At 36.3% G+C, this 13,585-nt stretch carries 11 protein-coding genes and 1 pseudogene; 9 read left to right on the forward strand and 3 right to left on the reverse strand.

The window, feature by feature from the left end; all coding sequences use genetic code 11:
- Positions 1 to 126 precede the first annotated feature (126 nt).
- The 7 genes from SH601_RS14990 to SH601_RS15020 all read left to right on the forward strand — a co-directional run bounded on the left by SH601_RS14990 (position 127) and on the right by SH601_RS15020 (position 9,474).
- On the forward strand, positions 127 to 1,713 hold the full coding sequence (locus tag SH601_RS14990) for a PTS transporter subunit EIIC (protein WP_319959139.1): 1,587 nt from the start codon (positions 127 to 129) through the stop codon (positions 1,711 to 1,713).
- A 115-nt stretch (positions 1,714 to 1,828) separates the two neighbouring features.
- On the forward strand, positions 1,829 to 3,208 hold the full coding sequence (locus SH601_RS14995) for a sulfatase family protein (protein WP_319959140.1): 1,380 nt from the start codon (positions 1,829 to 1,831) through the stop codon (positions 3,206 to 3,208).
- A 4-nt stretch (positions 3,209 to 3,212) separates the two neighbouring features.
- Positions 3,213 to 3,680 carry a PTS sugar transporter subunit IIA gene (locus SH601_RS15000; protein WP_319959141.1) on the forward strand — a complete coding sequence of 156 codons (468 nt, stop codon included), beginning with the start codon at positions 3,213 to 3,215 and terminating at the stop codon, positions 3,678 to 3,680.
- A gap of 239 nt (positions 3,681 to 3,919) precedes the next feature.
- Complete coding sequence (locus SH601_RS15005) at positions 3,920 to 4,864, forward strand: formylglycine-generating enzyme family protein (protein ID WP_319959142.1); 945 nt, start codon at positions 3,920 to 3,922, stop codon at positions 4,862 to 4,864.
- 148 nt (positions 4,865 to 5,012) lie between these two features.
- Positions 5,013 to 6,245: an AraC family transcriptional regulator gene (locus tag SH601_RS15010; RefSeq protein WP_319959143.1), complete on the forward strand. Its 1,233-nt coding sequence runs from the start codon at positions 5,013 to 5,015 to the stop codon at positions 6,243 to 6,245.
- A 345-nt stretch (positions 6,246 to 6,590) separates the two neighbouring features.
- Positions 6,591 to 7,973 (forward strand): glycoside-pentoside-hexuronide (GPH):cation symporter, encoded by a 1,383-nt coding sequence (locus tag SH601_RS15015; protein ID WP_319959144.1) that lies wholly within the window; start codon positions 6,591 to 6,593, stop codon positions 7,971 to 7,973.
- A gap of 22 nt (positions 7,974 to 7,995) precedes the next feature.
- Positions 7,996 to 9,474, forward strand: coding sequence for a sulfatase family protein (locus SH601_RS15020; protein ID WP_319959145.1), 1,479 nt, complete (start codon positions 7,996 to 7,998; stop codon positions 9,472 to 9,474).
- A 147-nt stretch (positions 9,475 to 9,621) separates the two neighbouring features.
- On the opposite strand, the gene SH601_RS15025 is transcribed toward SH601_RS15020, so the two are convergent.
- Positions 9,622 to 10,584, reverse strand: a complete 963-nt coding sequence (locus SH601_RS15025) for a TRM11 family SAM-dependent methyltransferase (RefSeq protein ID WP_319959146.1) — start codon at positions 10,582 to 10,584, stop codon at positions 9,622 to 9,624.
- Between the two features lie 471 nt (positions 10,585 to 11,055).
- Here SH601_RS15025 and SH601_RS15030 point away from each other — a divergent pair, with 471 nt between their 5' ends.
- Positions 11,056 to 12,075, forward strand: coding sequence for a hypothetical protein (locus SH601_RS15030; protein ID WP_319959147.1), 1,020 nt, complete (start codon positions 11,056 to 11,058; stop codon positions 12,073 to 12,075).
- Between the two features lie 351 nt (positions 12,076 to 12,426).
- On the opposite strand, the pseudogene SH601_RS15035 reads toward SH601_RS15030, so the two are convergent.
- Together SH601_RS15035 and SH601_RS15040 are read right to left on the reverse strand one after the other, a co-directional pair.
- Positions 12,427 to 12,640, reverse strand: a pseudogene (locus tag SH601_RS15035) (helicase-related protein); the annotation flags it as partial.
- Entirely contained in the window at positions 12,640 to 12,846 is a 207-nt protein-coding gene (locus SH601_RS15040) for a hypothetical protein (RefSeq protein WP_319959149.1), read from the reverse strand. The pseudogene SH601_RS15035 and the gene SH601_RS15040, both read right to left, overlap by 1 nt.
- Positions 12,847 to 13,203: 357 nt before the next feature.
- Here SH601_RS15040 and SH601_RS15045 point away from each other — a divergent pair, with 357 nt between their 5' ends.
- Positions 13,204 to 13,278, forward strand: coding sequence for a putative holin-like toxin (locus SH601_RS15045; RefSeq protein WP_319959179.1), 75 nt, complete (start codon positions 13,204 to 13,206; stop codon positions 13,276 to 13,278).
- Positions 13,279 to 13,585: the final 307 nt, after the last annotated feature.

The raw sequence follows: 13,585 nt of genomic DNA on the forward strand, positions 1-13,585 counted from the left end.
CTTCAACAGAATGAGATTTCAAAAAAGGTATTTACATATTTAAAAATAGGTGTTAATCTATTCAACAAGGAAGCGATATCATTTTATAAAATTAGGGGTTATTACGAATAGAAAGGGTGGAGAATGTTGAAAGATAAACTAATAGAGTTTGGCCAAAGACTTGGGAAAGCTATTTTATTACCTGTTGCAATTCTTCCTGTTGCAGGATTATTGCTAGGTATTTCAGCAGCTTTATCTGGAGAAGCAGTTATAGAGAGTTACCCATTTTTAGATAACACTATTTTACAAGCAATTTTGAGCTTAATGAATGCTGCTGGTTCTGGTGTATTTGATGCCTTACCATTAATTTTTGCAATTGGGATTGCCGTTGGTTTAGCTAGGAGGGAAAAAGGTTCTGCAGGATTAGCCAGTGTTGTTGGTTATTTTGTACTCATCATTACGATTAATTCCCTACTTGATATTACTGGCCAACTTGCCACAGGAGATATGGACCCACGTTTACTTGGACAAGGTACACAATTTGGTATTATGACATTACAAATGGGGGTATTCGGTGGTATTTTAGCAGGTATTATCACAGGGTTAGTCCATAACCGCTTTTATGATATAAAATTACCAGAGTTTCTTGCCTTTTTTGGTGGATCGCGTTTTGTTCCAATTGTTAATACCTTTGTATTCTTAATTGTTGGTTCGATTATGTTTATAGTATGGCCATTCATTGGAAACGCTATATCTGATTTTGGAGAATTTGCGACTGGTCTAGGAACATTAGGAGCATTCTTATACGGTCTCTTGTTAAGAACACTATATCTTTTTGGTTTACACCATGTGTTCTATCTACCTTTTTGGACAACTGCTGCTGGGGGAACTATGGAAGTTGATGGTCAAGTTTATGAAGGATTTCAAACTATTTTCTTAGCACAGTTATCTGATCCAAACACGACACAGTTCTTTGGTAATTTAGCTTTATTTAATAGTGGTCGTTATTTGCATATGATGTTTGGAATGATCGGGATTGTTTTGGCTATGTATAAAGCGATTCCAGCAGGACCAAAGAGAAAGGCAACATCTGGATTTTTACTATCTGTTGGATTGACAGCATTTATTACAGGGGTGACAGAACCAATTTCTTTTGCCTTACTTTTTGCATCACCATTATTATTTGTCGCTGAAGCCATTTTATTCGCTTGTAGTTTTGTCGTATCTAGCTTGTTTAATATTACGATTGGCTCTACCTTCTCAGCAGGTCTAGTAGAATTTCTATTATTTGGTGTGTTCCAAGGGAATGATAAGACAAATTACTTATGGGCAATCGTATTAGCTATTCCTATAATATTTGTGTATTACATTGTTTTTAAAACATTAATTGTAAAATTAAATGCTAAAACACCTGGTAGAGACGATGAAGAAATTACAGAAGAAGAGAAAAGTGCAAATAGTTCTTATGAAGGTGGACAAGCGCAACACATTATTGAAGGGTTAGGTGGCTTCGACAATATTACGGAGATCGATAATTGTGCAACACGCTTAAGGGTATCTGTAAAAAAACCTGATCAAATTGATTCTAGTGTGTTAAAACAAACTGGAGCAATGAATACGGTTGTTCGAGGTAAAGCGATACAAGTTATCTATGGACCAAAGGTTAATACGATTCGGGGAGAGATAGACGAATTTATTGATGAGAAAAATATCGAGCATTTAAAGCAAAAGTAGTATGTTGCTAAGCAGACATCATACTCGCTTATTTATCTATTATTTGAAACTGGAGGAAAGTTTACCTAAACTTTTCTCCTCTCGCTTGAAATATATGATACGAGGAGTGTAAAACATGAAACAAAATATTATTTATATACACACACATGATAGCGGAAAAATTCTGAGTCCTTATGGTTATAATGTACCGACACCTGCCTTAGCAGACTTTACAAAAGATGCCACTATCTTTCGTGAGGCATATTGTGTTGGTCCAACCTGCTCGCCTAGTAGAGCAGGTCTATTAACCGGGATGTATCCGCATAGTAACGGCATGTATGGTTTGTCGCAACGTGGTTTTAAGCTTCATGATTATAACCAGCATCTTGTTCATTTCCTGAACCAACATGACTATAATACAGTACTTTGTGGTATCCAGCATGAGGCGGGTAGTTATATTGATCATGAGCAAGGGGCGAAAACCATTGGCTACAAGCAAGATATCAGTACAGATAATGCAGGGTTATCTGAACCTGAACTCGCAGAATGGGATTATAAAAATGCTTGGAAGGTGAAGGAATGGATAGAATCCTATCGTGATGATAAACCATTCTTCTTATCATATGGTTTATTTTCTACCCATCGGAAGTTTCCGGAAAAAAGTCATGATAATAAGGAAGAAATTGATCCTAAATATGTGATGCCACCATCACCTTTGGCAGACGATGGGCCGATTCGCGAAGATTACGCTGGCTATTTACGATCAGCAACATGGATGGATGAATCTTTTAAAGTAGTGATTAATGCCATTAAGGATGCAGGCTTTTATGATAATTCGATCATTATTTTTACAACAGATCATGGGATTGCTTTTCCGTTTAATAAGTGCAATTTGTTTGATTCTGGTATTGCTGTATCGCTAATTATGCGTGTAGCTGGTAGTAAAATGAATGGAGAAGAGGTAAATGATTTAGTTTCGCAGGTGGATATTTTTCCGACGTTGTGTGATTTGTTGGATGTAGAAAAACCAGATTACCTACAAGGTGAATCATTTGCAAAACGCCTTGAAGAAGAAGCATTTCGTGGAAGAGAAGCGGTCTTTTCAGAAATAAATTATCATACGGCTTATGAACCAGCTCGAAGTGTACGGACGGAGCGTTATAAGTATATTAAATATTACGATACCTCCTATCTAAAGATCAACCGAACAAATATTGATAACTCTATAAGTAAAGCTTATTATCAGGAAAATGGTATAGAGCAAGTAGAGAAACCAGAAGAGGCACTTTATGATCTGTTGTTTGATCCAGGCGAAAAGAACAATGTTATTAATGATTCTGCATATCAAGGAATTGCGGATGAATTACGCGAAAAACTTGCCAGCCATCAGAAAGAAACGAATGATCCTATCTTAGAAGGACATTTTCGAGTGCAAGAAGGCTGGAAAATTAATAAAAAAGAAAACTATAATCCAAGTTCAAAAAATCCAGATGATTTTCTAAAAGTAGGGGAGTAATTGAATGTTTAAAAATATATTTAAAAAAACTACTTTCGTTAGTCCTGTTGCAGGAACAATTAAAAATATTAAGGACGTTGCAGACGATTCCTTCGCTCAAAAAATGCTCGGCGACGGATTTGCTATTACACCAGAGGGGAATCAGATTAAGTCTCCTGTCAATGGTGAGGTTGTTTTTGTGTTTGATACCAAGCACGCTATTGGTTTGAAGGCATCTGATGGCTTAGAAATATTGATTCATGTTGGCGTAGATACGGTTAGTTTGAAAGGTGAAGGGTTTAGCACTCATGTAAAAAACAATCAAAAAGTTAAGCAAGGAGATGTATTGTTAACTGTAGATTTCGACAAAATCCAGTCAAAAGTCCCATCGACCGATGTAATAGTTGTATTTAGTAATGGGGAAACATGCACGGTGCATGAACCTGGAAAAACAGTAACTGAACTAGAAAAAGATGTAATAACGGTAAAATAGGGAGATATAATGATTATATCTTCCCTTTATGTCTGTTAATAGTTGATTTGCCTAAGTGGTTTATTAACGAACTTTGTCAGGCGTTTCAGCTATTGCTTCATTAAGTGTGCAACGATAAAATTCTTCTGCTTTTGCTTTAGTGAAAATATGAATACATCCGTTCTATGTAATTGTTTTAGCAGGACTATTTTAGATCGTGTTATACTGATAGTATTTATAGGGAAAATGGAGGGATAGTGATGGAAAATAAGAAACCAAGCTGTTGTCAAGTAAGCAGGGCAGACTTTATGTCATTTAATAAAGCAGAGAATGAACAAACCATTCAAGAAAATAGCGTCAGTAAAGAAGGCATGGTGTTATTAGAGGGTGGTGAGTATTTAATGGGAACAGATGATGATGAAGGCTTTAAGACAGATGGAGAAGGTCCTGTTCAAAAAGTTAAGGTAGACTCATTTTATATAGATATACATACGGTGACAAATCAGCAATTTAAAGAATTTGTGGATGATACAGGGTATAAAACAGAGGCGGAGCAGTATGGTTGGTCATTTGTTTTTTATCAACTTCTTCCAAAGGATTTTCCGGGGAAACTCCAGCAAGTACCGCAAACACCGTGGTGGTTTGCAACAGAACAAGCATATTGGTATCAACCAGAAGGGATAGGCTCTACTATTGAAGAGCGTATGGATCATCCTGTGATACATGTTTCATGGAACGATGCAGTAGCTTATTGTAAGTGGGCAGGGAAAAGACTTCCAACAGAAAAAGAATGGGAGTATGCTGCAAGAGGCGGCTTGGAGCAAAAGAAATTTCCTTGGGGCGATGAATTGACACCAAATGGTGAACACTACTGTAATATTTGGCAAGGAGAATTTCCACGACATAATACGCAAGAAGACGGTTATGTCGGAACAGCACCTGCCCAATCTTTCCCTGCCAATGGTTATGGTCTTTATAATGTGGCAGGAAATGTATGGGAATGGTGTGCTGATACGTTTGAGATACATCGTAATGGGAAAATTGACCAAGAGAAAGTAAGTGCCAATATCTCGAAGGTTATGCGTGGTGGTTCTTACTTGTGTCACAAATCTTATTGTAATCGATACCGAGTAGCAGCAAGAAGTTCTAATACTGCTGATAGCTCTTCTGGTAATATTGGCTTTCGATGTGTGATGGATAGTTAAACTTTTTATATTGATTAATGTAAACCATTTCATAGGTAACTCTTTAGAAAAGCCACTCGTTGTAGCGGGTGGCTTTTCTTGCAACAATGAAAAGACAAGTACTAGTTAGTTAATTTTTCATTGCACACTTTGAAAGGGGTGAGTGCTAATGACCGAACAAGATTATCTTGATATTCAGTATATAAGTGACATAGTCCGTAACTCCTGCCAAGTTCCTGTTTATTTTATTGATGCCAATTTTGAATGTTTATTTTGTTCTTTCGCCCCTTATAACCCATTATATGCAAATGAAAAGGAGTGGAAAGCTGAATTAAATAGTTTTGAAGCGAAATTAAATAAACCCGTCGTTGTTCAGACAGAATTTCAGGAAAATTACTTGTTATTATCTATTGAATATAGGAAGAACATGATAGGAAAGTTTATTGTTGGCCCAGTTTTGCCTTATCAAATGACAGAAAATATGATTCAAACGATGTGTAACGATCGTTCTTTTATCGTAAATAAGCAAATCGTAAATAATTATTATCAAGAGATTCCAATTATGTCACCAGAAAGGTTTATCTTCATCGCAAAGCTATTATATTATGTCATATTCGGTAGGCCTTTATCTATTATGGAGCAAAATGTATCGATGTACGAGAATAATCAATACCCAGAATTAACAGATAGTCAATATGATTTTGTAACTGTTAGAAGACAGGAACAAGATTTTCACCCACCAATGGTTTCGGAAAAGGAATTAATGCAATGCATTAGAGATGGAAATAGAGAAGATATTAAACGAATTCTAAATGCAAGAAATCATTTGAAACTAGCAGAATTATCTACCAAAAGTTATTTGCGTAATGAAAAAAATCTTGGAATCAGCGGAATTGCCGTTGCAACCAGAGTCGCAATAGATAGTGGAGTAAATGCAGAATTAGCGCGAACTATTAGTGATCAATTTATCTTGCAAATTGAGGAAGCTAAACATGTTAACGAAGTACGGTTTCATATAACAAGCGCTTTTGAAGCCTTTGCCTCACATGTTAATAAGCAGAAACGAATCGTGTACTCTAAAGTGATCAAAAAAACATTAGAATATATTTATATGTATTTATATGATGAATTAAAAGTAGCAGAAATTGCAGAGTTTGTTGGGGTGACTGCTAGCTATATTTCCACACAATTCAAAAAAGAAGTAGGTATGACTATTAGTCAATATATCCAATTACAAAAAATTGAAGAAGCTAAAAAATTGATGATGATGACACCATATACAATGACCGAAATATCTAATCAATTACATTTCTCAGATCAAAGTTATTTCACTAAAGTGTTTAAGAAGGTAACCGGCATGAAGCCAAGTCAATACAAAGAAACAATTCATCATGATTTTTAATGGTGTAAACGGACGTTAACAATCAATAGGACACTTATTCATATAGGAGTAAGTGTCTTTTATCTTTTAGTACAAACACACTTAATAAAATTACCAAATACTGAATATATGTACCATTATACAACGTTGAAATTATGTAAGATATTAAATGTAATCGCTAACATTTATTAACCTGTACAGTACAGTGTGAAGGGAGAGGTATTTAAAGACGTGAGGTAATGGTCCTTTTTTTGATTACGACCAGTTTGAACGTATAAAATCATTTGACTATTCAAGCGCATTGATAGGCAAAGTAGTTAAACTAGAAAATGATGAAATGTTATTACCGTAGAGGGGAGATAACTTATGGAACAGGTACAACATAGTAGTGATCAAGATGAAGCAACTGTAGAAAAAGTAGGGTTGAGAGTAGCAGTAAATTATGGGATCGGAAACTTTGGTTTAAACTTATTTTTTACCATTATATCCTCCTATCTGTTATATTTTTATACAGATGTGTTTGGTATAACAGCAGCGGCAGCAGGTACACTTTTTTTAATCACAAGATTGTTGGATGGAGTTACTGATATTGGTGCTGGTGCATTAGTTGATATGACAAAAAGCAAATGGGGGAAATTCAGACCTTATATTCTATTTGGAACGATTCCATTAGCAATTACAGGTGTCCTTTGTTTTATTGTTCCCAATTTTGGGGATACGACAATGTTAATCTATGCGTATACAACGTATTTTCTATTTGGATTAATGTACACGGTTGTCAATATTCCGTATAGCTCGATGATGACGGTGATTTCTCAGGATTACCAAGAAAGATCAACCATATCTTCTATAAAGGTTATTTTTGGTACAGCAGCATCGTTGATTGCTACAAGTGCTACTTTGCCATTAGTGCAGATGTTTCCAACCGAACAGACAGGGTTTTTTATTGTCGCTCTTGCATTTGGAATTATCTGTGTCATAACGTTATTTATAACTTTCTTCAACACTAAAGGATTAGGAGATACAAATGTATCTGTTAATCAAAATAAAGAGCGTTACTCATTTAAACAAAAACTGAAAATGGTTGGAACGAATGGTCCATTAGCGCTTATTTTAATTTTAATTGTTGCGAATACGATTTCATTTACCGTACAGAATGGCGCAATGCTGTATTTTTTCAAATATAACTATGGCAATGCGGGTATGTTTGCGATTTATTCATTCGTTAATCTTTCTATTACTTCATTATTCGTTCTCATAAGTCCTATGTTTGTAAAGTGGATGGGAAAAAGAAACCTTGTCATACTAAGTCAATTTATTATCATCATTGGAATGTTAGCTCTTTATTTCTTCAATGGAAGCGCATTCTCTATCTTCGTGTTTGGTAGTATTTTTGCAATTGGTATGGGATTATCAAGGCCGTTATTGTGGGCAATGGTGCCAGATACGGTTGAATATGGTGAATGGAAAACAGGTATAAGAGCGGAAGGATTAGTTTATTCCACCTTTATTTTTACACAAAAATTAGGAATGGCATTAGGTGGTGCTTTATCAGGTATTATATTAAGTGCTTTTGGTTATGTAGCGAATGCAACGCAAACCGCAGAAGCGCTCCACGGAATTTTAATTTCGGTAACAATTGTGCCAGTTGCAACGTCTGTAATAGCTATCATTGCCATGTACTTCTATAAATTAGATGGCACGAGATATAAGCAAATAGTCAATGAAATTAAAGCGCGTCAAGCATAAACGTTCTTGAGGGGGATTTATTATGAAGAAAAAACAACCACACATTATTATTTTTAACCCAGATCAATGGCGTGGGGATGTGATGGGTCATTTAGGAAATGAGGCAGCAGTAACACCGAATTTAGATGAACTAGTAAAAAATGAAGCAGTGTCTTTTGAAAAAGCCTTTTGTCAAAATCCAGTGTGTACACCTAGTCGTTGTTCGTTTATGAGTGGCTGGTATCCTCATGTGAAGGGAAACCGAACGATTTTTCATATGATGCAAGAAGATGATCCGGTACTATTGAGAACATTAAAGCAGAATGGTTATTTTGTCTGGTGGGGCGGCAAAAATGATTTAATTCCGCAAGATGCGAATTTCGATGACTATTGTGATGTTAAATATACACCACCTCAAGATGGAAGTAAAAAAATGGGGGTATTTGATGACGAATGGCGAGGCGAACCAGAGCAGCCAGGCTATTATTCCTTTTATGCTGGGAAGGTAGAAGAATCTCACGGTCTTGAAGGGTACGTTAATCATGATTGGGATTTTATAAATGGTGCGATTGAGCAAATAAAAAATGCACCAGATGATAAGCCGATGTGTATTTATTTGCCATTAATGTATCCACATCCACCATATGCTGTAGAAGAGCCGTGGTTTAGTATGATTGATCGTGAAAAATTACCTGATCGTGTAAAACCACCAAAAGATTTTCAAGGAAAACCAAGCATGTTAAAAGGGATAGCGGAAATACAAAATTTAGAGAATTTATCAGAAGAACAGTGGGATGAATTGCGGGCAACATATTATGCAATGTGTGCTAGAGTAGATCATCAATTTGGATTGGTAATGGACGCTTTGAAAGATGCAGGTATTTATGATGATACAGCCGTCTTCTTCTTCTCTGATCATGGTGATTATACAGGCGATTTCAACATAGCAGAGAAAAATCAAAATACGTTTGAAGATTCCTTAACACGAGTACCATTTATTGTGAAGCCACCAAGTTATCTGGATATGAAACCTGGTAGAAGAGAGGCATTGGTCGAATTAATCGATTTTCCTGCAACAGTGGAAGATATGCTAAATATAGAGCCAGAACATACACATTTTGGCAGGTCATTACTTCCATTATTGGCCGAGGAGGATTTAGAACATCGTGAAGCTGTTTTTTCAGAGGGAGGCAGGCTTAAAGGGGAAACACATTGTATGGAATTAGAGGCGACGGATCAACAAAAGCCAGGAGCACTCTATTACCCTCGTTTAAAATTACAACGAAGCGAAGGGCCTGAACATACGAAAGCTATCATGTGTAGAACAAAGCGATATAAATATGTACGTCGTTTATATGAAGAAGATGAATTATACGACTTACAGGCAGATCCGAATGAAGTTCACAATCGAATAAATGATCCGGATGTTTCCGATATATTATTAGATTTGAAAGAAAGAATGTTGACATTTCAACTAGAAACCTCTGATGTCGTTCGTCACAAGCCTGATTTGAGGTTTTAATTAAAAATCAATTAGTGGTAATAATGTGGCCTTAGTCCTATATTTTATAGGATTGAGGCTGTTTTATTATGGTGTGGATAAATGCTTCATTCTATTGCGGACAACATCTCTCAGCAACAAAGCAGGCGGGAAGAAGCCTGCTCTTTGTTATTCACAAACAATCACCTGTCGTGAGAAAAGTGCTTTTTCCCCTTTATTAGCAACACCTCGATCGACTATCGTAAAACCAGCCTTTCCAATCATCTCATCCATGTCTTCGATAGTAAGGATTACCACTCTATTAGCTATCCTTCTAGCATGTTGGATGATTGTGTACTGTTCTTCTAGTGTTGACTGAGCAGCCAGATTGTACGGCATATCAATAATTGCCACGTCATAATGGGCTTCTTCATCGGCAATATCCTTTACTTCCACTATTCCATCATAGTGAAAATACGTGATATTTTCTCTCGCTCCTTTTACGGCAAGTGGATTGCGGTCAGAGCCAACAATCTGGATTCCCATAGAGAGTGCTTCGACAAGTACAGTCCCTATTCCACAGCACGGATCAATGATGCGGAGACATGCTGGATTGGGGATTGCTATATTTACAATGGTTCTGGCTAAACGTGTGCTTAGTGCTGTCGAGTATTCATAAGGCTTCTTCAAGTGATGGAGCCATACAGATTCGCTTTGCTGGTAAGTGCCAAAATACCAGCGACCCTCAAACGGTACAATACCGAAAAGGATATCAGGGTTTTTCATCTGCGCCTCTCCGATGATATTCCAGCCAATCTCTTTTTCAATAGTTCGTTGTTCTTCAAATTCTATTTTTTGTTCCTTCGAAAGGTCATTTATTTTTATGAAGAGCACCTTAAAGGTTTGGTCTCTAAGTTCGATTTGGTCTACTTGTTCCGCAATTGCTTGAACAGATTCACCAGAGAAAAGAATCGAGAGTTTTCCTTTTATAAACGGGCTCCTGCTCGGATTAATATTTGTGGTGCTTTTTATGAGGTTATCTGACTCTACCCCGAAGAGCGTTCTTTGCTCTAATGCACAGAGAGAGCTTTCTTCAGGAGGATGTGTGTAGGTGTATAGGTATTCTGATGATTGCAAGTAAGGTTTTGTCATATTTGGTATAATAGCCTTTCTTTGATTATTAATTAAATACTATAAAATCTATTATACCTTATAAAATCTTTTAATACGGAAAAAACAATAAAAAGTTTATAATGCAGCCATAGGATTACACACAAAAAGTAAAAAAATAAGAGTAACTAATACTGAGATGTATGATAAGATAGTGGAAGAATACTACTGTACAGAAAAGTCGCGAAAAAGGAGTTACAGGCAGTCTCTCGTTACCAACTGTTTATGTGGGAGGAACGATTTGGCATTTACTCATTTCCGATCAAATTAATAATTTAGATTGGAAAACCATAAATACCGAGGTAAAAGAAAAAGCTGATCAATCAGGTGGGAAATTGGCTGCAGAAGAAACGAATAACATGGCAACAGTCCATATAAACTCACTTAAACAGGTTATAAGCTAATGGAGTATTTAGCAGGTATCGAGCAAAATAAAATAGAGGGTGATTAAAAATGAAAAGGTTATCAGGTCTGTTTGTATTACTGCTTCTAATTTTTGGTGGGAGTTACTTTATAATGCGTCTAGAAACTAGCAATGCAATAACAAACATTACCCTGACATTGGCTATGATACTTATTGCACCGTTTCTCATTCACATTTTCTTAATCAGACCACGGTCATTACCTAAGTTATTATTCTATCTATCATTTCTTATTTCTATGGGACTAGCCTATATCATTATTCCATCTTCTCAAAGTGGATTCTTAGATGAGGTTTTGATTTGGTTTCTTCCCATTATAGAAATTGGTGTGATTTTGATTGTAGGATACGGGATAACGAAGAGTATTATCAACTATCGAAGAATAAATTCCAACGAAAATTATCATTTCCTTGAAGTAGTTGAAATAGCATTGAAACCGAAATTAGGAGAAGGGTTTATGTTGCATGCTGTTTTAACAGAACTTCGTGTTATTTATTACTCTCTATTTGTTTGGTTTAAAAGGCCGCAACTAAACTCAGGTAGAGGTTTTTCCTATCATAAGGATTCACAAATTAAAACGATTGTCATTTTGTTTTCGGTTTTGATTATAGTGGAAGGAATATTACTCCATTTTTTACTTGATATGTGGAGTAGCGTTGCCGCTTGGATTTTTACGATTTTAAATATTTATGCATTGCTGTATATGGTAGGATTATATAATTCTGTGAGGTTCTTACCGCATGTGATTGAACGGGATAGTTTAACCATTCGTTTAGGATATCAGAGTAGTATTCAAGTGGATATTGATAATGTGGAGAGTATTATAACCGCTAAGCAAAATGACTTATTTGAAAAGACAACTAAGAATACATACTATTCGTTATTAAAAATTGATTCTCCCCAATACGAGATAGTATTGAAAGAGCCAGTACATACAAAAGGTTCTTATGGAAAAACAAGTCTTATCCATTCAGTTGTTTTTAGAGCAGATCAACCGCAGGAATTTTTAGAAGAAATTAAAAGAAGACAAAAGTTTGATGCAAAGAGTTAAGATTAATGTGTACTTTCGTTTTATTTCGTCATAACATTTATACTTCTATAAATTAATGTACCAAGATGTTTTTAAATTTGTGAAATACCTCAGTCGCGGTATATGATGGGGCGATTTGCTGAGAAGATGGCTACACCGTCTATTGTTGAGCAGGTTTGAGACCAAATATGCAAGTAGTACTCTCCTAGTGAGCAACATATCCCGTGAAGGAGAAGTTTCAACCAATGAAACATTTAATAAATCTGTGTTTAAAAAGGATTAAAAGGAAATAGAATTATTCTGAATCAATTAAATCTCCTTTAAATAGGCTTTTCTTTGAAATTGTTAAATCTAATTGGCGACTATACTTCTGCAATTGTCGCTCCTCACTCTCTGTGACAATGGCTACAACGGTTCTTGATTCAGACCCTAATCGTCCAGTTCTTCCAAATCGATGAACAAACTGTGTCGTCTCTTTAGGCAAGTCCATATGAATAACATGAGTTAAATCAAGGATATCTAATCCTCTTGCAGCAACATCTGAAGCTAGTAATAGTTCAAATTTTCCATCGCGGAATTCTTTCATTAAGTGTTGTAATGTCTTTGACGAATACTAATGCTTTCAATTCGTGATTTCGTACGACTATCCCTCGCTTCACAAACAAGATACATATACGCCACATTTGGGCGATCATCATCTTCTGTACCTACTCGAATTACTTCTGGACTGTGCATCATTTCCTCTGCCTTTGCTTCTACTGTCTCAGGTAGAGTTGCCGAAAAGACGAGCACTTGTCGGTTACTCAAGGTACTTTTTACGATTTTTTCGATAGTAGCTATATGTTCGGATACTATTGGTTATATGTATAAAAATCTCTAAAAGAGAATAAATGTTCGTGTTTGTTGTGTTATACTAATACTGGATAATGTTCTTTTAGGGTAAGGTCGGCTAGTCCCCTAGGAAAGGGGGTGAAGCCTATGAGTATGTATGAGAGTTTTATCACGGTGTAAGTGTCCGTAAAACCCCCACTTCAAGGTTCGAGTTAAAACAAAGAAGCTAAGTGGGGGATAAACGGACGCTAACGCCCTGATAAGTTTCGCTAACAATCAGTGGGAGTCAAAAACTCCCACTGATTGAAGTCTCACTTTATGGTGTTATTTGGTTTTGGCACTTTCTTGATTGCATTGCTCGCTTTGATTGTATCACTGATCAAACGAAAATAGACCTCCCTATTTGCCCAACAAGTAACTAGGAGAGGTCTATCACCAATTGATAGCCGATTCCTCTGGGGGAACCGCTTATCCATAACCCGTAGTGACAGCTACGGGTTATTTAGTATATGCATTGCTCATCTTTAGTATAACATAACTTGTAATCTTTTGTGAATGGACCTGTATTCAACCACTAACGGCTATCTAGGCGTGCCAGGTCCCCGTTTGGGCAATCGCCCACATAGAGGGTAGGGCACCTCTTTCCCATCCAATATTTGGTGGTGGTCTTTTTGCATTAGTTAGTTTTACTACTGTCTTT

Source organism: Gracilibacillus pellucidus, assembly GCF_033949965.1.
GTDB lineage: Bacteria > Bacillota > Bacilli > Bacillales > Amphibacillaceae > Gracilibacillus > Gracilibacillus pellucidus.